Annotated in this window: 27 protein-coding genes and 2 pseudogenes; 13 read left to right on the top strand and 16 right to left on the bottom strand. The window is 64.5% G+C overall.

What is annotated here, in order from left to right:
• Positions 1 to 110 precede the first annotated feature (110 nt).
• The 4 genes from ffh to CKW40_RS25760 all read left to right on the top strand — a co-directional run bounded on the left by ffh (position 111) and on the right by CKW40_RS25760 (position 3439).
• Entirely contained in the window at positions 111 to 1712 is a 1602-nt protein-coding gene (ffh, locus tag CKW40_RS25775; RefSeq protein ID WP_095202653.1) for a signal recognition particle protein, read from the top strand.
• A gap of 8 nt (positions 1713 to 1720) precedes the next feature.
• Positions 1721 to 2047 carry a chorismate mutase gene (locus CKW40_RS25770; RefSeq protein WP_095202652.1) on the top strand — a complete coding sequence of 109 codons (327 nt, stop codon included), beginning with the start codon at positions 1721 to 1723 and terminating at the stop codon, positions 2045 to 2047.
• Positions 2048 to 2099: 52 nt separating this feature from the next.
• Entirely contained in the window at positions 2100 to 2501 is a 402-nt protein-coding gene (gene rpsP, locus CKW40_RS25765) for a 30S ribosomal protein S16 (protein ID WP_019862097.1), read from the top strand.
• Positions 2502 to 2593: 92 nt separating this feature from the next.
• Positions 2594 to 3439, top strand: coding sequence for an acyl-CoA thioester hydrolase/BAAT C-terminal domain-containing protein (locus CKW40_RS25760; protein ID WP_095202651.1), 846 nt, complete (start codon positions 2594 to 2596; stop codon positions 3437 to 3439).
• 66 nt (positions 3440 to 3505) lie between these two features.
• Here the strand turns inward: CKW40_RS25760 and CKW40_RS25755 are convergent, their stop codons facing one another.
• The 3 genes from CKW40_RS25755 to CKW40_RS25745 all read right to left on the bottom strand — a co-directional run bounded on the left by CKW40_RS25755 (position 3506) and on the right by CKW40_RS25745 (position 4929).
• Positions 3506 to 3769, bottom strand: coding sequence for a YMGG-like glycine zipper-containing protein (locus CKW40_RS25755; RefSeq protein ID WP_095202650.1), 264 nt, complete (start codon positions 3767 to 3769; stop codon positions 3506 to 3508).
• Between the two features lie 139 nt (positions 3770 to 3908).
• Positions 3909 to 4436: an SRPBCC family protein gene (locus CKW40_RS25750; RefSeq protein WP_095202649.1), complete on the bottom strand. Its 528-nt coding sequence runs from the start codon at positions 4434 to 4436 to the stop codon at positions 3909 to 3911.
• An 82-nt stretch (positions 4437 to 4518) separates the two neighbouring features.
• Positions 4519 to 4929 carry a DoxX family protein gene (locus tag CKW40_RS25745; protein ID WP_095202648.1) on the bottom strand — a complete coding sequence of 137 codons (411 nt, stop codon included), beginning with the start codon at positions 4927 to 4929 and terminating at the stop codon, positions 4519 to 4521.
• Positions 4930 to 5131: 202 nt separating this feature from the next.
• Between CKW40_RS25745 and CKW40_RS25740 the strand changes: the two are divergent.
• Positions 5132 to 5530 (top strand): annotated as a pseudogene (locus CKW40_RS25740) (ACT domain-containing protein); the annotation flags it as partial.
• Positions 5531 to 5649: 119 nt separating this feature from the next.
• On the opposite strand, the gene CKW40_RS25735 reads toward CKW40_RS25740, so the two are convergent.
• The 3 genes from CKW40_RS25735 to CKW40_RS43130 form a co-directional block, all read right to left on the bottom strand.
• Complete coding sequence (locus CKW40_RS25735; RefSeq protein ID WP_244571291.1) at positions 5650 to 6033, bottom strand: GNAT family N-acetyltransferase; 384 nt, start codon at positions 6031 to 6033, stop codon at positions 5650 to 5652.
• 253 nt (positions 6034 to 6286) lie between these two features.
• Positions 6287 to 7321 carry an aspartate-semialdehyde dehydrogenase gene (locus CKW40_RS25730; protein ID WP_056574440.1) on the bottom strand — a complete coding sequence of 345 codons (1035 nt, stop codon included), beginning with the start codon at positions 7319 to 7321 and terminating at the stop codon, positions 6287 to 6289.
• A gap of 107 nt (positions 7322 to 7428) precedes the next feature.
• Positions 7429 to 7704, bottom strand: coding sequence for a hypothetical protein (locus CKW40_RS43130; protein ID WP_143748372.1), 276 nt, complete (start codon positions 7702 to 7704; stop codon positions 7429 to 7431).
• 60 nt (positions 7705 to 7764) lie between these two features.
• Between CKW40_RS43130 and CKW40_RS25725 the strand changes: the two genes are divergently transcribed.
• Positions 7765 to 9630, top strand: a complete 1866-nt coding sequence (locus tag CKW40_RS25725; protein ID WP_095202645.1) for a DEAD/DEAH box helicase — start codon at positions 7765 to 7767, stop codon at positions 9628 to 9630.
• A 3-nt stretch (positions 9631 to 9633) separates the two neighbouring features.
• Here the strand turns inward: CKW40_RS25725 and CKW40_RS25720 are convergent, their stop codons facing one another.
• Entirely contained in the window at positions 9634 to 11046 is a 1413-nt protein-coding gene (locus CKW40_RS25720) for a glycosyltransferase (RefSeq protein ID WP_095202644.1), read from the bottom strand.
• Positions 11047 to 11199: 153 nt separating this feature from the next.
• On the opposite strand from CKW40_RS25720, the gene CKW40_RS25715 reads away from it, so the two are divergent.
• From CKW40_RS25715 to CKW40_RS25705, 3 genes are all read left to right on the top strand, one after another.
• A complete protein-coding gene (locus CKW40_RS25715) occupies positions 11200 to 11907 on the top strand; it encodes a DUF805 domain-containing protein (protein ID WP_095202643.1) in 708 nt (235 codons plus the stop codon).
• A gap of 156 nt (positions 11908 to 12063) precedes the next feature.
• Entirely contained in the window at positions 12064 to 12492 is a 429-nt protein-coding gene (locus CKW40_RS25710; protein ID WP_095202800.1) for an SRPBCC family protein, read from the top strand.
• Positions 12493 to 12562: 70 nt separating this feature from the next.
• Entirely contained in the window at positions 12563 to 12940 is a 378-nt protein-coding gene (locus tag CKW40_RS25705; RefSeq protein WP_244571290.1) for a MarR family winged helix-turn-helix transcriptional regulator, read from the top strand.
• A gap of 16 nt (positions 12941 to 12956) precedes the next feature.
• Here the strand turns inward: CKW40_RS25705 and leuB are convergent, their stop codons facing one another.
• The 5 genes from leuB to leuD all read right to left on the bottom strand — a co-directional run bounded on the left by leuB (position 12957) and on the right by leuD (position 17204).
• Positions 12957 to 14060 carry a 3-isopropylmalate dehydrogenase gene (gene leuB, locus CKW40_RS25700; RefSeq protein WP_095202641.1) on the bottom strand — a complete coding sequence of 368 codons (1104 nt, stop codon included), beginning with the start codon at positions 14058 to 14060 and terminating at the stop codon, positions 12957 to 12959.
• Positions 14061 to 14397: 337 nt separating this feature from the next.
• Positions 14398 to 14748 (bottom strand): VOC family protein, encoded by a 351-nt coding sequence (locus CKW40_RS25695; protein ID WP_095202640.1) that lies wholly within the window; start codon positions 14746 to 14748, stop codon positions 14398 to 14400.
• 8 nt (positions 14749 to 14756) lie between these two features.
• On the bottom strand, positions 14757 to 15149 hold the full coding sequence (locus tag CKW40_RS25690; protein ID WP_095202639.1) for a RidA family protein: 393 nt from the start codon (positions 15147 to 15149) through the stop codon (positions 14757 to 14759).
• A 295-nt stretch (positions 15150 to 15444) separates the two neighbouring features.
• Positions 15445 to 16362 carry an Ivy family c-type lysozyme inhibitor gene (locus CKW40_RS25680; protein ID WP_244571289.1) on the bottom strand — a complete coding sequence of 306 codons (918 nt, stop codon included), beginning with the start codon at positions 16360 to 16362 and terminating at the stop codon, positions 15445 to 15447.
• Positions 16363 to 16598: 236 nt separating this feature from the next.
• Positions 16599 to 17204 carry a 3-isopropylmalate dehydratase small subunit gene (gene leuD / locus CKW40_RS25675; protein WP_095202638.1) on the bottom strand — a complete coding sequence of 202 codons (606 nt, stop codon included), beginning with the start codon at positions 17202 to 17204 and terminating at the stop codon, positions 16599 to 16601.
• Positions 17205 to 17359: 155 nt separating this feature from the next.
• On the opposite strand from leuD, the gene CKW40_RS25670 reads away from it, so the two are divergent.
• From CKW40_RS25670 to CKW40_RS25655, 4 genes are all read left to right on the top strand, one after another.
• Entirely contained in the window at positions 17360 to 17785 is a 426-nt protein-coding gene (locus tag CKW40_RS25670; protein ID WP_095202637.1) for a GNAT family N-acetyltransferase, read from the top strand.
• 92 nt (positions 17786 to 17877) lie between these two features.
• Positions 17878 to 18189: an ArsR/SmtB family transcription factor gene (locus CKW40_RS25665; protein ID WP_198421166.1), complete on the top strand. Its 312-nt coding sequence runs from the start codon at positions 17878 to 17880 to the stop codon at positions 18187 to 18189.
• Positions 18189 to 18635: an SRPBCC family protein gene (locus tag CKW40_RS25660; RefSeq protein WP_095202635.1), complete on the top strand. Its 447-nt coding sequence runs from the start codon at positions 18189 to 18191 to the stop codon at positions 18633 to 18635. The genes CKW40_RS25665 and CKW40_RS25660 overlap by 1 nt, the downstream gene beginning before the upstream one ends.
• 43 nt (positions 18636 to 18678) lie before the next feature.
• Positions 18679 to 19146: an SRPBCC family protein gene (locus CKW40_RS25655; protein WP_244571288.1), complete on the top strand. Its 468-nt coding sequence runs from the start codon at positions 18679 to 18681 to the stop codon at positions 19144 to 19146.
• A gap of 250 nt (positions 19147 to 19396) precedes the next feature.
• On the opposite strand, the gene CKW40_RS25645 is transcribed toward CKW40_RS25655, so the two are convergent.
• The 4 genes and pseudogenes from CKW40_RS25645 to CKW40_RS25630 all read right to left on the bottom strand — a co-directional run bounded on the left by CKW40_RS25645 (position 19397) and on the right by CKW40_RS25630 (position 24425).
• Complete coding sequence (locus CKW40_RS25645; protein WP_095202634.1) at positions 19397 to 20563, bottom strand: NAD(P)/FAD-dependent oxidoreductase; 1167 nt, start codon at positions 20561 to 20563, stop codon at positions 19397 to 19399.
• Positions 20564 to 20591: 28 nt separating this feature from the next.
• The gene (locus CKW40_RS25640; RefSeq protein ID WP_095202633.1) at positions 20592 to 22193 is read right to left on the bottom strand and encodes an ATP-binding protein; all 1602 of its coding nucleotides are present in this window, start codon (positions 22191 to 22193) and stop codon (positions 20592 to 20594) included.
• Positions 22184 to 22876 (bottom strand): response regulator transcription factor, encoded by a 693-nt coding sequence (locus CKW40_RS25635; RefSeq protein WP_095202632.1) that lies wholly within the window; start codon positions 22874 to 22876, stop codon positions 22184 to 22186. The genes CKW40_RS25640 and CKW40_RS25635 overlap by 10 nt, the downstream gene beginning before the upstream one ends.
• Positions 22877 to 22879: 3 nt before the next feature.
• Positions 22880 to 24425: pseudogene (locus CKW40_RS25630) on the bottom strand (DUF4153 domain-containing protein).
• Positions 24426 to 24430 lie beyond the last annotated feature (5 nt).

Raw genomic sequence — 24430 nt, 5'->3', positions numbered from 1 at the left:
CTGAGCGCCCCCGGGTGCTTTTTGGTTTTGGGCTTTGCTTTTGATTGGACAGTTGGCGCGAACGCATTACCTCTCGGGCACCATCCGGGTGCCAGGGAAAAGGAAACAGAATGTTTGAATCGCTGCAGGAGCGTCTTGGCTCCATCCTGAACGGCCTCACCGGCCGCGGCGCGCTGTCCGAGGCTGATGTCTCGGCGGCGCTGCGCGAGGTGCGCCGTGCGCTGCTCGAGGCTGACGTCGCGCTGGAAGTGGTGCGCTCCTTCACCGACAAGGTGCGCGAGAAGGCTGTCGGCGCCGCGGTGCTGAAGTCGATCAAGCCTGGCCAGATGGTCGTCAAGATCGTCCATGACGAGCTGGTCGACATGCTGGGCGCCGAAGGCGTCGCCATCGACCTCAACGCGCCGGCCCCTGTCGTGATCATGATGGTCGGCCTGCAGGGCTCCGGCAAGACGACCACGTCGGCCAAGATCGCCAAGCGGCTGAGCGAGCGCCAGAACAAGAAGGTCCTGATGGCCTCGCTCGACACGCGGCGGCCTGCCGCGCAAGAGCAGCTGCGCCAGCTCGGCGAGCAGGTCAAGGTCGCGACGCTGCCGATTATTGCTGGCCAGAACCCGGTCGACATCGCCAAGCGCGCCGTGCAGGCCGCCAAGCTCGGCGGCCATGACGTCGTCATCCTCGACACCGCCGGCCGCACCCATATCGACGAGCCGCTGATGGTCGAGATGGCCGACATCAAGAAGGTGTCGAGCCCGCACGAGATCCTGTTGGTCGCGGATTCGCTGACCGGCCAGGACGCCGTCAACCTGGCCAAGAGTTTCGACGAGCGCGTCGGCATCACCGGGCTTGTGCTGACCCGCATGGACGGCGACGGCCGTGGCGGTGCGGCGCTTTCGATGCGCGCCGTCACCGGCAAGCCGATCAAGCTGATCGGCACCGGCGAAAAGATGGACGGGCTGGAGGAATTCCACCCCAAGCGCATCGCCGACCGCATCCTCGGCATGGGCGACATCGTCAGCCTCGTCGAAAAGGCCGCCGAAAACATCGACGCCGAGCAGGCGGCGGCGATGGCCAAGAAGATGCAGTCGGGCAAGTTCGACCTGAACGACCTCGCCCAGCAGCTTCAGCAGATGTCGAAAATGGGCGGCATGGGCGGCATCATGGGCATGATGCCCGGCATGGGCAAGATGAAGGACCAGATGGCCGCCGCCGGCCTCGACGACAAGATGTTCGGTCGCCAGCTCGCCATCATCTCCTCGATGACCAAGGCCGAGCGCGCCAATCCCGATATTCTGAAACACTCGCGCAAGAAGCGCATCGCCGCCGGCTCCGGCACCGATGCCGCCGAGATCAACAAGCTCTTGAAGATGCATCGCGGCATGGCCGACATGATGAAGGCGATGGGCGGCAAGGGCAAAGGCGGCGGCCTGATGCGCGGCATGATGGGCGGCTTGGCCTCCAAGATGGGCCTCGGCGGCATGATGCCCGGCGGTATGGGTGGCATGGGCGGCATGCCCGATCTCTCCAAGATGGACCCCAAGCAGCTCGAAGCCTTGCAGAAGCAGGCGCAGGCCGCCGGCCTCGGCGGCATGAAGGGTCTGCCTGGTGGCCTTCCCGGCGGCGGTGGCCTGCCCGGCCTGCCCGGTGGCATGAAACTTCCGGGGCTTCCCGGCCTCGGCGGAGGCGGACTGCCGGGCCTTGGCAAGAAGAAGTGAGAATACGGATGAACGAAGAAAAGGACATGACCGACGCCCGCGCCATCCTGGCTGGCTACCGCGCTTCGATCGACAACATCGATGCCGCCCTCATCCACATGCTGGCCGAGCGCTTTCGCTGCACCAAAGCGGTCGGCGTGCTGAAGGCCGAACATGGCCTGCCGCCGGCCGACCCGGCGCGCGAGCAGCAGCAGATCGCCCGTCTGCGCCAGCTGGCCAAGGACGCGCATCTCGATCCCGATTTCGCGGAAAAATTCCTCAACTTCGTCGTCCGCGAAGTGATCCGTCACCACGAACAGATCGCCGCTGCCAACGGCGTGATGAAAACCGGCTGAAAATCTCAGTCAAACATATCAAACGAAATCAGAGCTTTTAGGAGAAAAGAAAATGGCACTGAAGATCAGACTGGCCCGTGCGGGCTCGAAGAAGCGTCCTTACTACCACGTCGTCGTCGCCGACGCCCGTTCGCCGCGCGACGGCCGGTTCATCGAGTCGCTCGGCTCGTGGAACCCGCTGCTGCCGAAGGACGGCGAGCGCGTCAAGGTTGACGCCGACCGTGTCAAGCATTGGCTGTCGCACGGCGCCCAGCCGACCGACCGCGTGCTGCGCTTCCTCGACGAAGCCGGCCTTGCCAAGCGCGACGCCCGCTCCAACCCGAAGAAGGCCGAGCCGGGCAAGAAGGCGCAGGAACGCGCCGCGCTGCTGAAGAAGGCGCAGGAAGACGCTGCCGCCGCCGTTGCGGCCGCTTCCGCGGCACCGGCCGAGGCGGAAGCCGCCACGGCCGAATAATATCGCTTCATCGCAACGACAAAACGGCGGGCCAGTGCCCGCCGTTTTGCTATTGTCCGACAGTGCCACGGCATTCAGACTGATGGGAGCGGATGGGCGAACAGGCAGTCACGAAAGAAATCCTGTCCGGCGGCGTTGCCGGAACGCTCTTGCGATGCCCTGACACCACGACGGGCGTCGTGGTGCTGAGCGGCTCGAGCGGCCGTGTCGACGTCCCCCGCGCCCGGCTGTTTGCCAGGGAAGGGGTGTCCGCGCTCGCGCTCCAGTGGTTCGGCGGCGAAGGCCAGGTGCCTGGAATCTGTGAAATCCCCCTAGAGACGTTTTTCGCGGCAACGGACTGTCTTGTCGCACTGGGATGCCGGCGCATCGTCTATGTCGGCACCTCCAAAGGCGCCGAGGCATCGCTGCTTGCGGCCGTTCACGACCCGCGCATCGATGCCGTGGTCGCGATCAGCCCGACATCGGTGGTTTGGGGCAATATCGGGCCGGGCCGCGACGGCATCAGTTGGCCCGAGCGATCGTCATGGACGCTGAAGGGGGTCCCGCTCCCCTTTGTTCCGACCGAACCGGACTGGAACGCGAGCTATGTCGATGGCCTTATGTCCTACAGGGGACTTTTCGAGCACTGCCTGGCGAACTTCAAACGGGAAGCCGACAGGGCCGCCATCCCCGTCGAGGCAACCGTAGCGGAGATGGTGCTCGTCGCGGGTGGCGACGATGCGCTGTGGCCATCCCTGGATTTTGCGCAGTCGATCGTCCGGCGTCGAAAGGATGCCGGAAAGGCCACGCGCCTCGTTTCAACCCCCGATGCCGGCCACCGCATTCTCCTGCCAGGGGAAACCACGCCGCGATCGGGATCGCACGCCCATGGCGGCAATGATCATGCCGATGCGCGTCTCGGCCGCGACGCTTGGGAGTCGATCCGGGAACTGCTGTAGGTCGTTTTCGATTGAAAACGGCGGGCCTGTGCCCGCCGTTTTGCTGTTTTCAATGCTGGTCGCCGCTCAATAGCCACTCGGGCAGCGGTCGACATAGACCCGCCCGTGGCGGTCGCGGTAACGGCACTGGCCGCTTTCGCTGGCATGGCCGATCAGCGCCCCGGCCACCGCACCGACAGCGCCTCCGACAATCGCGCCTTGCACCGGATCGCCGGCGACCGCGGCACCAACCGCCGCGCCACCCAGTCCGCCGATAGCCGCGCCTTTTTCCGTCTGCGAGCACGCGCCCAACGCCATCGTCAGCACCAGAATGGTCATGATTTTCTTCATTTTTGTTCCTCTCACAGGGGGATCGCCATCGCTCCGCCAAGGGCTTAACTCGCGGACGGCTGATTTGATCCAAGAGAGGATGAAGATCTTGGCGCCGCTCGCTCGGGCAACTTCCGGCGAGCGGCTGGGTCCAGTCGGATCATGCCTCGGTGCTACGCTTCAGATTGGCGAGGCCGACCTCGAAATCCCGGCCGATCAGCGTGTCGAAATTCATGAACAGGCCCATAAGCTTGGCGATGAAAGGCCGGCTACCGCGCATGGACCAACTGACGGCGGTGTTCTCGCCCGATGGCGTCAGGGTGAAGTCGACACCGTTGTTGGCGCGGAACGGCTTCTCGAAATCGAGCTTGAGCGCGACCAGCGACGACGGCACCGAATTGACGATCTCCATGCGCCCTTTGCCGGCCTTGCCATTGCCTTCCCAGGCATAGACGGCGCCCTTGCCGCTTTGCGCGCCGGAGAGCGTGCGCTTCATGTCGGTATCGAGCTTCTCGTAAGGCGACCAAGTCGGCCAGCGGCTGAAATCGTTGATCAGCGGGAAGATCGCTTCCGGCGGCGCCTTGATGATGGCCGTGCGGGTGGTGACGAAGTCATTCGGCCGTGTCGCGGCATAGATGAGGATCGCGGCGATGATGACGACCAGGACAATGAGGATGGTGCTGAACATTTTTCTCTCCCTAAGCAGAAAAGTGTGAAGCGGTTTTCCCGGGAAAAGCGCATAGCGCTTTCCCTAGGGAATTGCGTCAAAACTATCGGCCGAACGGGATCAGCGCGCGTACCTTGGGGTCGCGCAGATAAAGGCCGCCCCACAGGATGATGCCGAGATAGACGCCGAACAGCGTGTGCGAGAACAGCGGATTGCCGATCCGCGCATTGGTGGCGATGGCCCCGCCCATATAGGCGGTGAGCAGGATGGCGCCGAGCACCGAAGTGCGTGGCAAGGCGTAGAGCGCCGTCGCGACCAGGCCGATGACGCCGAGCAGGCGCGCGACATTGGCATCGGCCGGCCAGCCGAGCGGCACCATCGTCTGGGTGACGACATCGAGCGGCGGCAGCTTGATGGCGCCGTCGAAGATCATGAACAGGATGATGAGGCCGCTGAGCACACGGCCGGTCCACAAGGCGCCGGACGAGACAGGCGCGGTTTCGGAAATGCTCATTGGTGTTCCCTCCTGATGGTTCGAGCCCTTTCGCTGGGGTCGAACCAAGGACGCCGCATGGGGCGTTGATCCTACACCGCCGGATTCTTTTTGGTGCCGGCGCCACCGCAAAGCTGTTTGATCGCCACAGACAAAGCTATCGGCGTTCGTTTGCGGCGGCTATTGAGGAGCGGGCGACGCGTTGCATCAGGCGAGACGAAAAATGACCGGCGAAACCGATCTGAAAACACTGTTGGCATCGATGACGCCGGAATTGCTCGACGGCATCTATATCTTCGCCACGCTGGCACCTGGGGTTCTCCAGCCCGAGGGCCTCGATCCGGTGATGGTGTTTCGCGAGCGCGAGGGCACGACGCTGATCGTGACCGAGGCGGCGGCAAAGGCAGCCGGACTGACCGCCTCGTTCCGCTGCCGGATGATCACGCTGAACATCCACTCATCGCTGGAAGCCGTCGGCTTCCTCGCCGCCATCACCACACGGCTGGCGAGCGCCGGCATGGGCGTCAATCCGGTCTCGGCGTTTTATCATGATCATCTGTTCGTGCCGGCCGAGCGGGCGGAGGAGGCAATGGGGTTGCTGCGGGAGCTAGCCAGGCAATCATTCGCAACCAAGGATTTACGGCGCGAGGATGTTGAGGCAATCGCGAGCGGCCGCATGTCATCGGAGAGCGATCATCTCGATGCCTTGCTCGATCCGAAGTAGAGCATACACATTTTTGATCAGTACCTGCGGACGTACAGAATATCCGGCAGGCCTTCCTCATTGGTCGTGCCATCGCCAAACGACTCAGCACGGAACCCGTGGCGCTCGTAGAAGCGCCGGGCGCCGGTGTTGGCCTGGAAACAATGGAGTTTCACGACCGGCAGGGCAGCGGTCGCGTCCGTCAGCAGCCGGCTGCCTATGCCTTGCCCCGTCCAGGTCGGGTCGAGATAGAGTTGTTCCACCCATTCGCCGCTGACGGCGATGAAGCCGACAATCTCGCTGCCGGCCGCGGCGACCGTCACCTTCTGCCTTGGCAGAACGATGTCGCGGATGAAGAAAAGGTCTTCCTCCGGCGTGTGCAGCACCGGCATCCAGTCGAAGGCATTGAGCGCCGCACGCATCATGGTCGCGATGGCGGCGGCGTCTGAGCCGCTGGCCGGGCGCGGAGTGATTTTAGCGCGATCTCTTATGGTCGTTTCCCATCAGAGGCCCGTGCTGCCCCTCATCCGCCTGCCGGCACCTTCTCCCCGTATAGTGACGGGGAGAAGGGAGCTAACGGCCGAAGGCCGAGCCCGCGACCGCGGGCCGCCGGTCGTCCGGCGCCCTCGCGGAGGGCCAGCCGCGGCAGCGGCGGTGCGGCCCGTGAGCGGTAAATTAAGCCGCCTTCTTCTTCGGCTGGATCAGGCCGCGCTCGACCAGAAGCTCGGCGATCTGCACGGCATTGAGGGCAGCGCCCTTGCGCAGATTGTCGGAGACGACCCACATCGACAGGCCGTTGTCGACGGTCGAATCCTCGCGGATGCGCGAGATGAAGGTGGCATCCTCGCCGGCCGATTCCAGCGGCGTGATGTAGCCGCCGTCCTCGCGCTTGTCCAAGACCTGGCAGCCGGGAGCGTCACGCAGGATGTCGCGCGCCTCATCCGCCGTGATCGGCTTTTCGAACTCGATGTTGACCGCTTCCGAATGGCCGATGAACACCGGCACGCGCACGCAGGTCGCCGTCAGCTTGATCTTGGGGTCGAGCATCTTCTTGGTCTCGGCGACCATCTTCCACTCTTCCTTGGTGAAACCGTCATCGAGGAAGACGTCGATATGCGGAATGACGTTGAAGGCGATGCGCTTGGTGAACTTCTTGACGTCGACCTGGTCGGCGACGAACACCGCGCGGGTCTGCGTGAACAGCTCGTCCATGCCTTCCTTGCCGGCGCCCGACACCGACTGGTAGGTGGCGACGACGACGCGCTTGATGGTGGCGAAATCATGCAGCGGCTTCAGCGCCACGACCAGCTGTGCCGTCGAGCAGTTCGGGTTGGCGATGATGTTCTTGCGCGTGAACAGCGAGATCGCGTCCGGGTTCACTTCCGGCACGATCAGCGGCACGTCCTGGTCATAGCGGAAGGCCGACGAATTATCGATGACGACGCAGCCCTGCTTGCCGATCTTCGGCGACCATTCCTTGGAGACATTGCCGCCGGCCGACATGATGCAGATGTCGGTGTCGGAGAAATCATACTGGTCGAGCGTCCTGACCTTCAGCGTGCGGTCGCCGAACGACACTTCCGTGCCCTGGCTGCGCCGCGAGGCGAGTGCCACCACTTCGCTTACCGGAAAGCCGCGCTCTTCCAGTATGTTGAGCATTTCCCGGCCCACATTGCCCGTGGCGCCGACGACTGCAACCTTGAAACTCATAAAGATCTCCTGTCCCTCTCCGCTTGGTTTGTTGGAGAAAACCCGCCGGCCAATGCGGGTTCCGTCCCCCGGGCCGAACCCGGGAGAGGGTGGTTAGGCCAAGGGAATCACACCGTTTTGGTGGTGGTTTTGGCCATGGTTTTGCTGGAACGGACGGACACGTCTAAGCGCCCGGCCCAATGCTTTACATTGTGGCTGGGGGCGTCGAATGCAAGAAGAGCCATCAAAAGGCCGCGCATCGAAAAACGATCCCGTTCGAAGCGGGCTTTTACGCGGTTTGCGGCAGGAGTCAATTGGCGCTGCGTCGCATGGCCTTGATGGCGCGCCCTGTACAAGAGCGGTCGCAGGAAGTACGAACGGCCAAGATTGTTTGGCTGGCGCAACGCCGGCCCCGGACCTGTGCCCCATGATGAGCGCAGAACCCTGAATTCCGAAAGAGTGAGATGTCCAACTTTGAAGGTATCGTCCCGGCGCTGGCACAGGCGCTGGAAAAACGCGGCTATTCCGAACTGACGCCGGTGCAGAAGGCGGTGCTGGAACTCGGCCAGGCCGACGCGCTGGTGTCGGCGCAGACCGGCTCCGGCAAGACAGTGGCCTTCGGCCTTGCCATGGCGCCGACGTTGCTCGACGGCGCCGAGCGCTTTGGCGCTGCCACGGCCCCACTGGCATTGGCGGTGGCACCGACGCGCGAGCTGGCGCTGCAGGTGACGCGCGAACTGGAATGGCTCTACGAGCCGACCGGCGCCACGGTGGCGTCCTGCGTCGGCGGCATGGACATGCGCACCGAGCGGCGGGCGCTGGAGCGCGGCGCCCACATCGTCGTCGGCACGCCCGGCCGCCTGCGCGACCACATCACACGGCAATCGCTCGACATGTCGGCGCTCAAGGCCGTGGTGCTCGACGAGGCCGACGAGATGCTCGATCTCGGTTTCCGCGAGGACCTCGAATTCATCCTCGACGCTGCACCTGCCGAACGCCGCACGCTGATGTTCTCGGCCACCGTGCCGCGCTCCATCGCCACGCTGGCGCAAGGCTATCAGCGCGATGCCGTGCGGATTTCGGCGGCCGGTGAGGAAAAGCAGCATCTCGACATCGAATACCGGGCGCTCAACGTCGCCCAGGCCGACCGCGAGAACGCCATCATCAACGTGCTGCGTTTTTATGAGGCGAAGAACGCGCTGGTGTTCTGCAACACCCGCGCCGCCGTCAACCATCTGACCGCCCGTTTCAACAACCGCAATTTCTCCGTCGTGGCGCTTTCGGGCGAGCTCAGCCAGAACGAGCGCAGCCATGCGCTGCAGGCGATGCGCGACGGCCGCGCGAAAGTCTGTATCGCCACCGATGTCGCCGCGCGCGGCATCGACCTGCCCAATCTCGAACTGGTCATCCATGCCGACCTGCCGACCAATCCGGAAACGCTGCTTCACCGCAGCGGCCGCACCGGCCGCGCCGGGCGTAAGGGCGTCAGCGCGCTGATCGTGCCGGGCAGCGCCCGCAGGCGCACCGAGCGGCTGTTGCAGAATGCCGGCCTCAAAGCGACCTGGGCAAGCCCGCCCTCGGCCGACGACGTGATCCGCCGCGACGACGAGCGTATTCTCGCCGACCCGGCCTTCGACGAGCCGGTAAAGGACGATGAGCGCGAGTTTATCGACGCGCTTCTCGCTCGCCATGGCGCCGAGCAGGTGGCGGCCGCTTTCGTGCGCCAATGCCGTGCCAGCCGCTCGGCGCCCGAGGATCTGATGGACGTGGCACCCTTCACGCCTTCGCGTGAAAGACCGGCGGGTGAAAAGTTCGCGCAACGCGACGAAGCGCCGAGCCGCCGTGACGATTTCGGCGCCAGCGTCTGGTTCTCGCTGTCGGTCGGCCGCCGGCAGAATGCCGAGCCGCGCTGGCTGATCCCCATGCTGTGCCGCGCCGGCAGCATCTCGAAGCGCGAGATCGGCGCCATCAAGATGCAGCCGGAAGAAACCTTCGTGCAGATCGCCGAGGACTGGGCCGACCGGTTTCTCGCCGCCATCGGACCCGACCGCAAATTGCAGGGCAACATCGTGGTGAAGCGGCTGGAGGGCACGCCGGACCTGTCGCGGGCCGGCTATCAGCCGCCGAGCCCGGACAAGAAACCGCATCGCGGCAAGGCGCCATTCGACCCGAACGCTCCGAAGCGGAAGTTCGAGAAGCGTGCGCCGGCTTCGGCCGACCAGCGCCCGGCAGCCGCGCATGAGGCAAAGCCGTGGGCAAAAAAGCCGGGCAAGCCGAAATTCGACAATGCCGGCCCGCCGAAGCACAGGAAGGCCAAGCGGCCCTCGTAAGATCTACAAGCGGCGGGACGCGCTCGCCTGCAAGCCGGCCTTGATGGCGGCCCAGCTCGCCGATGCCGGTGTCGGCCGGTGGTTTTGGGCGATGCGCTCGGCCAGCGAGGAGCGCCAGGCATGGTCGTCGGCCATCTTGCGGATCGCCGCGTACCAACCCTGCTGGTCTTCGGAATCGATCGCCGGCATCAGCTCGCCGCTCGCCTCGATCAGCGACGGTGTGGTCGAGACGATGACCGGAACGCCGAAATCGAGACATTCCGAGGCGCCGTAGCCCCAGCCCTCTATATGCGAGGGAAAGACGCCGAACGTGGCGCTGCGGTAATATTGGATGAGCTGCTCGTCGCTGACCAGTCCGGTGAATGTAACCGACTGGAGCAGCTCGGGATGCGCCTTCAGATAGGCGCGCAGCGGCTCGATCATCCAGCCCCAGCGCCCCGCGCAGACAAGCCTTGGCAGCTTGACGCCTTCTTCCCATGCCTGCTGCCAGATCCGCGCCAGCAATATGTGGTTCTTGCGCACTTCGATGGTCGAGCAATAGAGCACGAACGGCTCGCCGGCCTCGATGCGCGAGGTCTTGCCCATGCGCGACGCCGTCTCGTGCAGGATCGAAGGCATCGGAAAGCGATACACCGCCGGTGCGGCGATGCCGGCCTTGCGCATATGCTCGGTCAGCGTCGCGCCGACCTCGTCGGAGGCGCAGAATGCTGGCGCGCCGCTGCGCACGAGCTGCTCGAGATAGGAGCCGAAGCGGCGCTCGCCGGTGCTCGAGCCGAGCAGGTCTGGGCGCAATGCCGGGATAAGATCGTGGCACAGGAAGGCAAGCTTGCCGGCGGCGCCCGAAACGGCGGACCGGTCCTCCTGCGTCAGGATGTGATGGCTGATCAGGACAAGGCCGGGCTCCGTCTCGGGCGGCCGGCTCGGAGCATCCTGGCGTAAACCCGACCGGATCCTCGCCCGCTGGTACAGACGATAGGCGCGGATCAACAGCCTCGTCGCCTGGTAGGCGATCCCCTTGCCGCCGTTGGTCACCGTCTTGGCCAGGTGACGGTCCGTCTCGCGCTTGTCCCAGGGCTGCTGCCGCACCGCCTCGAAAGCCTGCCGCAGCGCCGGACTTCGTCCCGGCCACCGCTTGACACGATGCGGTGAAATCTCGCCCGCCGCGACATGGCCCTGTTCATAGGCGGCAAGCGGCCGGAACCGGCCTTCGCCAGGCCTGAACGCCACCACCTGCACAGCCGGGTCGGGATCCACCAACGCCGCGTTGACGAGAAAGCTTTCCACCCGCGGAATGCCCGCCAGGCCCTTGCCGGGCGGCCAGAACATCAGGCCGGTGGCGTCGATGGCCAGTGTAGGAGGATTAACAATCTGCCCGCCCTCGGTCGCGGCGCTGGCATCAGAATGCTCGACTGTCATGGTCTGCCTTGGCGAAGACGGCTGCACGTGAACCTTATGCTTGATTTGCCGCTGATATGGTAGCCAAGCCGCAGGGCCTTGCCCGCTGGCTCGGCCCTGTGTCACACCTTGGCGGGGACGTGGCGATCGACGTGGCGACAAAGGGGGTGGTTGATGCGTGGCGAAGTGCTCCACTATGACGAGGACCAGGGCTTCGGCTTCATCACCGGAGCCGACGGCAACCGCTACACTTTCACCCGCGAGAACCTTCGCCGGCAAACTGCGATGCCCAAAGGGACGGCGGTCGAGTTCCAGGCGGGCGGCGGCCAGGCGCGTGACGTTTTCTCGATCGCCGCCCAGGCCGCAAGCCCCGCCGACGCCGCCACAAGCGCCGCACCGGCGCAAGCCAGCCCCGCACCGGCAGCCGGCGCAGCGCAGGCGCAGCATTTCGGCAGGGCCGCCGAGCCGGCCGAGCCCACCGATCTCTGGGGTTATTTCTGGCGCGGAGTGACCCGGAACTACTTCAATTTCGCCGGCCGCGCCCGCCGCAAGGAATATTGGGGCTATTGCCTGTTCTGGACGATCGCGTTGCTGGTGATCATGGGCATCGGCGTTTTCACCGATGCCGAGATAGGCAATTTCGACAACGCCCAGGTGCCGGCGATGACGGTCGGGCTTTTCGGCATGTTCCTGCTGGCCACCTTCCTGCCCAGCCTCGGCATGATCGTGCGCCGCCTGCACGACCTCGGCCTGACCGGCTGGCTCTGCCTGCTCATCCTGATCCCGACCTTCGGCAGCCTGATCATCCTGGTCTTTGCGCTGATCCCCACACAGGGACGCGAAAACCAGTGGGGACCGGTTCCGGCGGGAGTCAGGATTTAGCGACGTCGGCGGCATGCCGTTCGAAACTGCATAAAAACAACGAGTTGGTACCCATCCAGGCGGAGCAGCAAGATTCCTCTTGCAATTTAATCTGTGCACAGATAGTCCGTGCACAGATCGAATAATCGGTCGGCCAGGATGAATGGAGCCAAGACAATGTGGAGCAATGAATACACCGCGATTTCCTCCCTTCCCGCCGCAGCCATCTGGAATGCGCTGAAGGCGTTGCACGAGGGCCGCCTGACCTATGAAGGGTCCGACACTTTCGTGCTGCATGGCCCGTTCGCCAAGGGCACTCGTGTTTCGGTGACGCCGGTCGGGCAGGACACGTTTGATTCGACCATCGTCGATCTCGTCGATAACGTCACCTATGCCGACGAGACCACCTTCGGTGACACGAAATTGCTGTTCAGGCATACGCTGGTCCCCGTCGAAGGTGGCACGCAGGTGACGCACCGGCTGGAAATTTCCGGCCCCTCGGCAGCCGAGGTCGGACCCGAACTCGGGCCGCAGATCAGCGGCGATTTCGACGTGTCGATGGCTAAATTGTTCGAGCAGGCGAAGGAGTTGGCGAACGGTGGCTGACGGACAGGATTTGAAGACGCGTTTCAGCGGACCTTCGGAGAGCCCCGGCTTGTTGTTGTGGCGAACCACAATGCGCTGGCAGCGCGTCATGACGGCGGCGCTGACGCCGCTCGACCTGACACATGTCCAGTTCGTGCTGCTGGCCTCGGCCATGTGGCTCGGCCGCAATGGCGAACCGCCCAACCAGGTGCAGCTCGCCGCCCAGGCCGGCACCGAGGTGAAGATGACCTCAGACGTTGTTGCCCGGCTGGAAGCGAAAGGGCTGATCGCACGGGAGGCCGACCCTAGGGATTCCCGCGCCAAGGTGATCCGCGTCACCCCAACCGGGGCGGCTGCCGCACAGCGCGCCATCGTCGCCGTCGAGGCAGCCGACGCGGCCTTTTTCGAACCGGTGGACGAGGCGCAACTCGTCGGCCTGCTGCAGCAGCTGGCCGGCGAAATCCGCTGAGTGAACCTGTCCCGGGTTAACCCAGGAACTTGGCGATGATCGCGTCGCCCATCTCGACCGTGCCGACCTCGGTCATGCCCGGCGAGAAAATGTCCTTCGTCCGCAGGCCCTGATCGAGCACGGCGGCGATGGCGCCTTCCAGCCTGTCGGCTTCATCGACCATGCCGAAGGAATAGCGCAGGCACATGGCGAAGGACGCGATCATGGCGATCGGGTTGGCGATGCCCTTGCCGGCAATATCGGGCGCCGAGCCGTGCACCGGCTCGTAGAGCGCCTTGCGCTTCTTGGTCTTCACGTCGGGCGCGCCGAGCGAGGCCGACGGCAGCATGCCGATCGAGCCGGTCAGCATGGCGGCGATGTCGGACAGCATGTCGCCGAACAGATTGTCGGTGACGATGACGTCGAACTGCTTTGGCCAGCGCACCAGCTGCATGCCGCCGGCGTCAGCCAGCATGTGGTCGAGCTTGACGTCGGAGTAGCGGGCCTTGTGGGTCTGGGTGACGACGTCGTTCCACAGCACGCCCGACTTCATGACGTTGCGCTTTTCCATCGAGGTGACATGGTTGCGACGCGTCCGCGCGAGCTCGAAGGCGACGCCGGAAATCCGCTCGATCTCGAACGTGTCGTAGACCTGCGTGTCGATGCCGCGCTTCTGGCCATTGCCGAGATCGATGATCTGCTTGGGCTCGCCGAAATAGACGCCGCCGGTGAGCTCGCGCACGATGAGGATGTCGAGGCCTTCGACCACTTCCTGCTTGAGCGAGGAGGATGCGGCCAGCGCCGGGTAGCAGATGGCGGGGCGCAGATTGGCGAACAGCTCCATGTCCTTGCGCAGCCGCAGCAGGCCGGCCTCGGGGCGCACCTCGTAAGGCACGGCATCCCATTTCGGACCGCCGACCGCGCCGAACAGCACCGCGTCGGCCGCCATCGCCTTGGCCATGTCGGCATCGGAAATCGCGGCGCCATGCGCATCGTAGGCGCAGCCGCCGACCAGGCCCTCATCAGTGACGAAGCCGCTGCCGAGCTTTTCGTTCATGGCCGATATCAGCTTCTTGACCTCGGCCATGGCCTCGGGGCCGATGCCGTCGCCGGGGAGCAGGAAAAGATGCTTCGTTGCCATGGAGAAAACCGTCCTGGAAAGAATTTGAACCGGCGCTTTGCTAAACGCCAAGCGGCGCGCGCGCAAGGGGATGGAGAGCGCTGCGGCACAGAACACGAGGGCTGCGGTGCCGCACGCTGTCGCATCGGCCTCTCAGAACCTGGGTTCCTCGCCCCCGCCAGAGGCGGGGGAGAGGTGGCCGCGAAGCGGACGGAGAGGGGGCTGCGGCGCCGGCAAGTTCGCTCTGATATTCAACGCCGCGCAGCCCCCTCTCCGTCTCGGCTTCACCGAGCCACCTCTCCCCCACTTTCGTGGGGGCGAGGAAACCAAGCTGGAGCAGCGTCCTGCGAAAAAGCCATCACCGATGCGAGAGAATATTGACCAGCCGGCCCAGGGGATCGCGCACATAGAAGCGCCGCACGCCCCATGGCTCGTCGGCCGGCCCGTATTCGATGACAAAGCCGGCCGCCTTCATGGCGGCTAGTGCTGCCTCGACATCGTCGACCTCGATCGAGAGATCTGGCACCGGCGTGCCGGAGCCGCCTTGCGCCATGAAGCTGATCTGCACCTGCATTTCTTCTTCGGAACCGTAGGTGGCGATCCAGCCCTGATCCATCAGCACATCGAGGCCAAGCACATCATGGTAGAAGCGTCTGGCGGCTGCCGCATCCTGCGTCTCGATATTGGCCACGATGCGCCGGACCTTCATGGCCTTCCTCAGCTTCCCGCAGCCGAGCGCCGCAGCGCCGTCACTTCGATCTCGATCTTCATTTCCGGCTTGTTCAGCTGGCAGACGATCATCGTCGCCGCCGGCCGGATGTCGCCGAACGTCTCGCCGAGGATCGGGAAGACCACATCCACAAAGGCCTGGTCGGTGATGTAGTAATGCGCCCGCACCACATCTGATATCTCGAAGCCGCCATCGGCAAGCGCCTTGCCGATCGTCGCCAGGCAATTGCGCGTCTGCGCCTCGACGCTGTCCGGCATCGTCATGGTGGCATAGTCATAGCCGGTCGTGCCGGAAACGAAGCACCAGTCGCCCTGCACCACCGCGCGCGAATAGCCGGCGGTCTTTTCGAAGGGCGAACCGGTGGAGATGAGTTTGCGCATGGGAGGCCTCTCAGTTGTTTCGGTCATTCTGAAACGCGCGAGCGATCCAGTCGTGAGCCAGGGAGCATAGATTGGCGGTGCAAAACTTTGATGCTGGCGGGACAGCGCCCCCCTCTGGCCTGCCGGCCATCTCCCCCACAAGGGGGGAGATCAGACGTCACGCCGGCTTTCGCCAATCACACACGTTGAGGAAATGAGCGGAGCGCCGAAACAGCCAATCTCCCCCCTCGTGGGGGAGATGTCCGGCAGGACAGAGGGGGCGCGAAGGATCGCGGTCTTGCAGAAGGGGCTTTGGCTAATTCCCCGACCCCTGCGCGTCGTCGAGCGCCTTCTTGATATCGTCCGGCCAGCTTTTCAGCGGCGGCCAGGCAGCCGGCTCGCGGATGTCGCCGCGGCGGGCGAAATAGACTTTGTGCTTGACCGGGTCGATCGCCATGAAGCCGTCATTGCCGCCGCAGTCATGCGGCACGCAGCCGGTGGCGTAGATGGCGCCGGAGGCCGTCTTGTCGGTGCCGCCGCCGACCAGCAGGCTGGTCGCAAAGTCGGCCATGTCGTCGCCGAGCAGCGCCTTGGCCGCCTTGTACACAGCCTCGTTGTGGAAGGCATCGATGATGTTGTCGTATTTCGACGCATCGATGTCCTTCCAGTCGGTGCCGGGCTCCGGCGTGTAGGCGAGATTGCCCGAGATCGTCAGGCCTTCGGTCGGCGACCATTGCGACGCCTGCTTGGTCTCGCCAGGCAGCAAATAAGGCACGAAATAGATGGCGTCGTCGGCGATCGCGGCCGGCGGCGCGCCGCATTCGTCCTGTTCGACCGTGGTGGTCTTTATCTCGCCGTCCTTCGGTTTCCAGACGATGACCTTGGCCGGGCCGCATTGATTACCGCCGTCGCCGACGTCGACCAGCGCGACATTCACGTCGCCGATCTTGACCACTCTGTCGAAAGCGACGTCGTAGTTGCTGGCCAGCTGCTTGCCGTCATAGGCGAGCACCTTCTCGCCATCCGGCTCCGGCTGGGTGATGGTCAGCTGGCCGCCCTCGAACGCGATCGGCCCCTGGCTATCATCGCTGCCGGCCCCCTGATCCTGCGCACCCTGGTCGGTCGCCCCTTGGCCTGCCGCCGGCTGGTCGGCCGGCTTCTGGGCTGCCGCGGGCGTCTGCTGCGCGGCAGGCGTCTGCGTCTGCGCAAACGTGGTCGCGGTGGGCACCAGCAACAAGGCCAGCCCGCAAACGCCGGCTAAAGCAATTCCAGGAAAAGTGTGAAACGGTTTTCCCGGGAAAAGCGCGGAGCGCTTTCCCTTGGGAATTGCGTTAAAACAAAGAGGCAGAGCGGTTCGGCGTTTCCGGGAAACGATGAGCCGCTCTAGAAGCGAACGTGTCATGACTGTCCCTCCCTCAGTCGCCACGAGCCCGACCTGAAAGAGCCGGGCCTATCGTCGGACGGTGCCGTTCAGGCCCAGGGGCGCTGTTCGGCGTTGCGCTTCTCGAACGAGGCGATGGCGCCGGCCTTCTCCATGGTCAGGCCGATATCGTCGAGCCCGTTCAGCATGCAGTGCCGCTTGAAGTCGTCGAGGTCGAACTTGACGACGCCGCCATCGGGGCCACGGATTTCCTTGGCCTCGAGGTCGATCGACAAAGTGGCGTTGGAGCCGCGCGAGGCGTCATCCATCAGCTTCTCCAGATCCTCGGGGCTGACGGTGATCGGCAGCACGCCGTTCTTGAAGCAGTTGTTGTAGAAAATGTCGGCGAACGAGGTCGAGATGACGCAACGGATGCCGAAATCGAGCAGCGCCCACGGCGCGTGCTCTCGGCTCGAGCCGCAGCCGAAATTGTCGCCGGCGACCAGGATCTGCGCCTTGCGGTAGGCCGGCTTGTTGAGCACGAAATCCGGGTTTTCCGAACCGTCGTCCTTGTAGCGCATTTCGGCGAACAGGCCGGTGCCGAGGCCGGTGCGCTTGATCGTCTTGAGATAATCCTTCGGGATGATCATGTCGGTGTCGACATTGACGATGGGCATGGGAGCGGCGACGCCGGTGAGCTTGGTGAATTTTTCCATGGCTTTGGCCCGTGTTTTCGTTGCGGGGGATTTGCTGAAGCTCCGTTTACACAAAGCCGAGGGCAAATAAAAGGCAACTGTTCGTGCGCGCTGGCACAAGAGTACCTCCCGAAAGCGGCTTCGAATTCGAGGACCGATGGTGCACTCTCACCGGCATGGCTGAAAACTCCCATGTCCTCTACGCCCGCGAACCCGCGCTCGGCATCGCCGAATTCCGCAAGGTGCTGGTGGAATCCGGTCTCGGCGAGACACGGCCTGTCGATGATCCCGCCAGGCTGCAGGCGATGCTGTCCGGCGCCAATCTGGTGCTGACCGCGCGTCTCGACATCGAAGGCAAGCCGCTGATCGGCGTGGCGCGCGCCGTCACCGACTTTTCCTGGGTCTGCTATATCTCCGAACTCGCCGTCTCCCAATCGGCGCAAGGGCTTGGTATTGGCAAAGGCCTGATGGACGAGGCGCGGCGGCAGCTCGGGCCGTCGGTCGCCATCAGCCTGATCTCCATGCCGGACGCCGTCGGCTTTTACGAACGCATCGGCATGAAACGCATGGCCGACGCCTTCTGGTTCTCCCGCAAGGGCTGACTTTTTTCTCCCTTGGCCGCATCCGGTCGTCATCGGCGCGCGATTTTGCCGCTTGACATGCAACCAAATGGTTGCATATTAAAGCCATGAGCATGGATGACGTCTTTCGCGCCTTGGCCGACCCGACACGCCGGCAATTGCTGGACAAACTCCATGCCAAGAACGGGCAGACGCTGAACGCGCTATGCGCGGAGATGGACATGACACGCCAGGCGGTGACCAAGCACCTGGCGATCCTGGAGGAAGCCAACCTCGTCACCACACTCCGCAAGGGACGCGAGAAGCAGCACTACCTCAACCCGGTTCCGATCAACGAGATCGCCGAGCGCTGGATCGGCAAGTTCGAGCGCCATCGGCTGGATGCATTGAGTGATCTGAAGAAACGCCTCGAAAGGGAAGACTGATGAGCAACAGCTTCGTTTACGTGACCTACATCCGCACCACGGCCGAAAAACTCTGGGAGGCGCTGACCGACCCGGAATTCAACCGGCAGTTCTTCCTCTGCTCCTATCAGGAGAGCGAGTGGAAGGTCGGCTCCAGCTGGAAACTGATCTTCCCCGACGGCCGCGTCGCCGACTCGGGCGAGATCCTCGAGATCGACCCGCCGCGACGCCTTGTCATCAAATGGCGCAATGAATGGCTGCCCGAGGTCAAGGAAGACGGCTATACGCGCTGCACCTTCGCCATAGAACAAGACGGCGAGTTGATGAAGCTTGCCGTCACCCACGAGGCGGACGGTCCGCACCGGCTGATCCCGAATGTCAGCAAAGGCTGGCCGCTGGTGCTGGCCAGCCTCAAGAGCCTGCTCGAAACCGGCAAGGGTTTCGAGCGCCCGCCATCAAAGGGATGAAGGATCGGTTCGACACCGAAACGAATGTTCTTGGAGATATCCCATGATGCACGTTCTCGGGGTACAGAGCATGACCAATGGCGAGACGATCATGGCGTCAGCCGAGATCGAAGCGCCTGCGGAACGCATCTTCCGCGCGCTGGTCACGAGAGAAATCGAGCAATGGTGCGGGTCCGCCGACACCTACCGGATGGTCGACTGGTCGGCCGACCTCCGCGTCGGCGGCCGCTGGACGGTTGTCGTCCGCACGGCTGACGGCAAGGAACTGCCGGCCGGCGGCGAATTGCTCGAGATCGAAGCGCCGCGCCGGATCGTGCAGACGCGGGCCTATGGCTGGGACCATCCGACGCTCGGCCGGCGGCAAACCACGGTCGCCTGGCTGCTGCAGCCGATCGCCCCACTGGCACGCGCCTCACCATCTGCCATGGCGGTTTCGCCGGGCGCAGCGATGCGGCGGCTGAGCATGCCGAGGGCTGGGGCCGGGTGCTGGCCTGGCTGCAGGCTTATTTGAGTGCGGGCAATCGAGCTGCAGCTTAGACAGCAGGTCGAAGATGGTGATCGGCGCCCCCCTCTGCCCTGCCGGGCATCTCCCCCACGAGGGGGGAGATTGGCAGCTTGGGCGCCCCGCTCATTCCTGCAACGTTGGCGATTGGCGAAAGCCGAAGTGACGGCCGATCTCCCCCCTTGTGGGGGAGATGTCCGGCAGGACAGAGGGGGGCGCTGTCCCGCCAGCCTTCAAAGGGGACCTTCGCGCCAGCCCCTCAAATCACATTCAATTCCCGGAACGCCCGTCCTTCAGCCACGCGTTCGTACCCAAATGCCGAGCAATCGATCGTCCGATACCCGCCATGCACCAAAAGCTCCGCCAGCGCCTTGCCGACCGCCGGCGCCTGCTGCAGGCCGTGGCCGGAAAAGCCGTTGGCGAACAGGAAATTACCGACCTCGGGATGCGGGCCGATGACGGCATTCTGGTCCAACGTGTTGTAGTCATAGTGACCAGCCCAGGCGCGGGTCGCCTTGATTGCCTCGAAGGCCGGAATGCGGGTCGCCAGCACCGGCCAGATCACCTCTTCGAACAATGGCCAGTCGACCTCGAAATCGGTGGGGTCGGCCGGGCCGTCGCCCTCTTCTGGTTCGGCGCCGCCAGTGAGATAGACCGAGCCTTCCGGCCGGACATAGATGCCGGAGGGATCAACCAGCAGCGGCATGTCGGCATATTTCTCGCGCGCCTCGAAGACGAAGACGTTGCGCTTGCGCGGCTCGACCGGCAGCGCCAGCCCGGCAAGGGCGGCGACCTTGCCGGCATTCGGCCCTGCGGCGTTGACGACGATGCCGGCCTCAAGCGTCTGGCCATTGTCGAGGAAGACGCCGGTGACGCGGTTGCCGTCACGCGCAATGCCGGTGACCGAAGCGCTGATGAAATCGATCTTCTTCTCGCGCAGCGCCTTGCGGAACAGCGTCAGCATCGCATGCGCGTCGAACCAGCCTTCGCCCGTCCGGCCATAGGCGCCGGCGGAGATGCCTTCGCTCGACAGCCAGGCGAAGCGCCGCGTCAGCTGCTCGGCGTCCTCGAGCACGATGTCGGCGCCCTCGGCGACCTGCGCATCGTGATTGGCCTTGAGGACCGGCAGGCCGTTCTCGCCGGCCAGGATGAGATAGCCGCCCTCACGGAAACCGATATCGGCATCGGTGCCGAACGTCTCCTTCAGCCGCCGGAACAGCTTTAGCGTGAATTGCGACAGGCGGATGTTTTCCGGGATCGAGAATTGCTGGCGGATCGAGGCCATGGACAGCGTCGTTGCCGCGTGCGCGAATTGCGGATCGCGCTCGATCAGCGCGATGGAGCCGGAAAACCCTTCCTCGCGCAGATAGTAGGCGATGGAGGACCCGACGATGGCCCCGCCGATGATGACGATGTCGTAGCGCATTTTTTCTCCGATCCGGTCGGCGGCCTGTCTATGCCGCCGGCAGTGTGATCTCGAAGCGCGTGCCGCGCTCGGAGTCAACCAGCCCGATCATACCATCATGCGCTTTCAGGAGGGCCAGCACGATGCCGAGGCCCATGCCGGTGCCGCCGCTTGCGCGCCGCGTGGTGAAGAACGGCTCGAAGATGCGCGCCCGGTTGCTCGGCGAAATGCCGTCGCCATCGTCGCCGACCAGCACCGTCGCCTTGCCGCCGGCGCTTGTCGCCGTGATCGAAACCAGCGCAGCGCCGTGCCGGGCGGAATTGTCGATGAGATTGGCAAGCACGATCGCCGCGTTCTCGGCCGAGATGCGCAAGGCGAGATCGCCGCCCGCCTCGATGCGAACCGCCAGCCTGGTGTCGACGGGAAGCAGCGCCAGCGTGGCATTGATCGAGGTGCTTTCGCCGCTCGGTGCAAGGTTTTCGGCCTTCGCCAGGTCGAGCAGCCGGCGCACCAGCAGGTTGAGCCGCCCGGCATCGGTGACAATATTGTTGGAGAAGCGCCGCCGCTCCTCATCGTCCATCGCGCTGCCTGAATCGCGCAGCAATTCGGCCGCGCCCTGGATCGCCGTCAGCGGCGATTTGAGCTCGTGCGAGACATGGGTGGCGAATGTCTGGATCGAGTCCGATCGCGCCTGCAGTTTTTCCGCCATGTCGAGGAAGGCAGCGGACAGCTCCGCCATTTCGTAGGTGCCATGATGATCGAGCGGGCGGATCGCGTCGCGCTCGCCGGCGGCGATACGCTGCGTGCGGTCGATCAGCGCATAGATCGGCCGGCTGACGGTCCGCAGGAAAACCAGGCCGATGAGCAGCGTGCCGCCAAGGATGGCGATCGCCGCCAACGTCACTTTGCCGCGCTCGCCATAGAGATGTTTTATGATGTTGTTGGGTGTTCGCGACACATAGACCACCCCGGCGACCTTGCCATCGACGGCCACCGGCAAGGCGACGAAGACGCGCACCTTGGTGCCGCGGCTGACCGAATAGAGCGGCGGCGTCGGCTGGTCGGGAATGCGCAGCCTGAGCGCGCTGGCATAGCTGCCGGCAAGGGCGTCGCGCACCTCATCGACCTCGGCAAGCGACTGTCCGACCTCGCCCCGTCCGGCAATGACGACGCCCCGGGGGTCGAGCAGCCGGAAGCCGGCCAGCGTGGTTTTCTGTGTCGCGTCGAGTATGCCCGACAAGCGCGCGCCGATCGCGGCGAAAGCGGGATCGACGGTGGCAGCGACCGCTGCGGGACGGGTAGGAAGCACGTAGTCAGAGGCGAGGTCGAGGCGCGGCTCGATCGGCCGGTACGGTCCGTCTGGATTGATGCTTCGGCTGGCGCTGCCACCGGCCTGCGGCATCGGCGCGCCGAGTTTTTCCGGCGGAATGCCCGCGTCGCGCACCTCCTGCGCATAGATGGCGGCGATGGCAGCACCCTGCGCGATCAGTTCCGCCTCGGTCTGGCGGATCAGCTGGTTCTCGTAGAGGCGAAAGAAGAACAGGCCGACCAGCGGCAGCGCCATCACCAGGATCAGGATGGCGACGACGACGGTGGCAAGCCGAGGCCGCCATTTGCGGCCGATCCATTTGCTGGACGTCGTCAGCCGCATCGGCCAAGCCGGAAGCCGACGCCATGCACGGTCTCGATGGCGTCCAGGCAGCCCACCGCTGCCAGCTTGGCGCGGATGTTGCGGATATGGCTGTCGACGGTGCGGTCGGCGACATGGATTTTTCCCGCATAGGCACTGGCCATCACCGCGTCGCGGTCGAGCACATAAGTCGGTCGCGCCAAAAACCCCTTCAGGATCGAGAATTCGATCCCCGTCAAGGCAAGCGGCCTGCCGTCGAAACTGGCCGCATGGCTGGCCGGCGCCAGAGTGAGCTTGCCATGCGAAAACTGCCGGTCGTCGACCGGTTCGGGCGCGGCCGGGCGGGCACGGCGCAGGATGACGTTGACGCGCGCCACTAGCTCGCGCGGGCTGAACGGCTTCGTCACATAGTCGTCGCCGCCCATTTCGAGCCCGAGGATGCGGTCGATCTCCTCGTCGCGCGCCGACAGGAACAGCACCGGCACGTCGGATCTCTGCCGCAGCCGCCGGCAGACCTCCAGCCCGTCCATCTCCGGCATGCCGATGTCGAGCACGACGAGATCCGGCGCCCGGCGTCCGATCTCCTGCAAGGCGGCGGCGCCGTCGGCCACACCGATCGTTTTCATGCCGGCCTTTTCCAGCGCGAAGCAGATCACTTCGCGGATATGCGGGTCATCGTCGGCGACGAGGATGTGATGCGGCATCGGTCAGCGGTCCGGCAAGGAAGGTTGCGCAGGCTGAGGAAGCACGAGCGACCCCTTGCTGTCGAGATAGGCAAGCAGGCGCCAGTCGCGAAAGCTCCAGGCGCGCCAATTCTGCTGAACGGTGCGGTACCAGTCTTCGTCGCTGCCGCGCCGCCCTGCCAGTTCGCGGAAGACCGCATTGTTGGCGGCTCGGCTCTGATGATCGAGGAAGCGATCCATCGCCGGAAACGCGCCCGGGCCGAGCGAGCGCAGATACCAGGCGTCGAGGGGAATGCCCTGGCCGGTCATTTCGAGGGAATGGTCGACATTGTAATTGGCGATCGTCGCTGCGAAGTTGATGAAACAGCAGGCATAAAGCGTCAAGGATAACGTCAGAAGATTGGCGGAGGAGAGCCATTCATTGGATTTTCCAAGCGCGATGCGGGCGATGATCAGCGCAAGGCCTGCCGCCACCAGCCCCATCCAGACAAAAGCGGCGATGCGCCAGTAGGTCAGCGCGTAGATGCCGATAGAGGTCGAGCCGCAGGATCGACGAGATGACCAGCATGATGTTCTGCGCCACCCAGGCATAGACCAGCCGGCGGATGAGCGGATCCCCAGAGGTCTCGCTTCCCGGCCTGAGCGCCGCCAGCACGAAACCGGCGGCAAGCAACGCGGTGACGATCAAGGGATAGGCGCCGCGATGCGCATAGGCGGCGTAGCTCAACCCGTCGGGAAGCGCGGCCCCGCCCCACAGATAGGTGGCGTCGAGCCCGGTCTGCAGCGCGAACAGCGCGTTGAAGACGATCAGCGCGCGCAGGATGGCGGCCTTGCCGAACACGATGTCCTCGACGATGTGTCGTTGCGGATTGATCGTCGGTTGAGCAGCGGCAGCGGCATGTTTTGGCCGGGAGACGCGCTTCGAAAACCGCGGCAGGCGTGGCCGCAAAAAAGCCCAGACGCCGGCGAGCACGAACAGCCAGAAGGCAATCCGCGCCAGCTGGATGAGATCGAGGAGCTTCATCAGATCGATCAGCGACAGCCAGTAATCGATGACCGGATTGGCGGCGCCGAACAACGCCAGGAAGACGGCGCCCAGGCTCAGCGGCATCACCCAGACCGCGATCGCCGCCAGCCGCACGCGGCGCCGACCGAACCGGCGCGCCGTCTTGCGCCAGCGGATGAAATCTCTGATGAAGCGAAACGGCGCCGCCAGCCCGAACAGCGCGATCTGGCCGGCAATGCGGGCGAGGCTGTGCCGCAGGCGACCGCTCAGCGAAAGCGCGAAGACGATCAGCGCCGCAAGCGCGATCGAGACCGACAGGACGCTGACATTTTCGGCAAGCGGCAGCAGCGCGACATGCAAGGCGGCGGGCTTGAGCCAGACCCTGATGTCGTTGAAGGCTGTGGGATGCACGGCCACGACCGCGGCAGCAATCAGTATGGCGAACAGGAAGACCGTGATGCCGGCTGGCTGGCCGTAGAACAGAAAATCCGCCAGCACGACCAGCAGCACGGCAACACCGAAGCGGCTGCAATAGCTTGGTGCCGCTGTAAAAAATGATGTCATGACCT

Source organism: Mesorhizobium carmichaelinearum (assembly GCF_900199455.1).
GTDB classification, from domain to species: domain Bacteria; phylum Pseudomonadota; class Alphaproteobacteria; order Rhizobiales; family Rhizobiaceae; genus Mesorhizobium; species Mesorhizobium carmichaelinearum.
The sequence above is the reverse complement of the archived record's forward strand: the minus strand, read 5'-3'. Positions and strand labels throughout refer to the sequence as shown.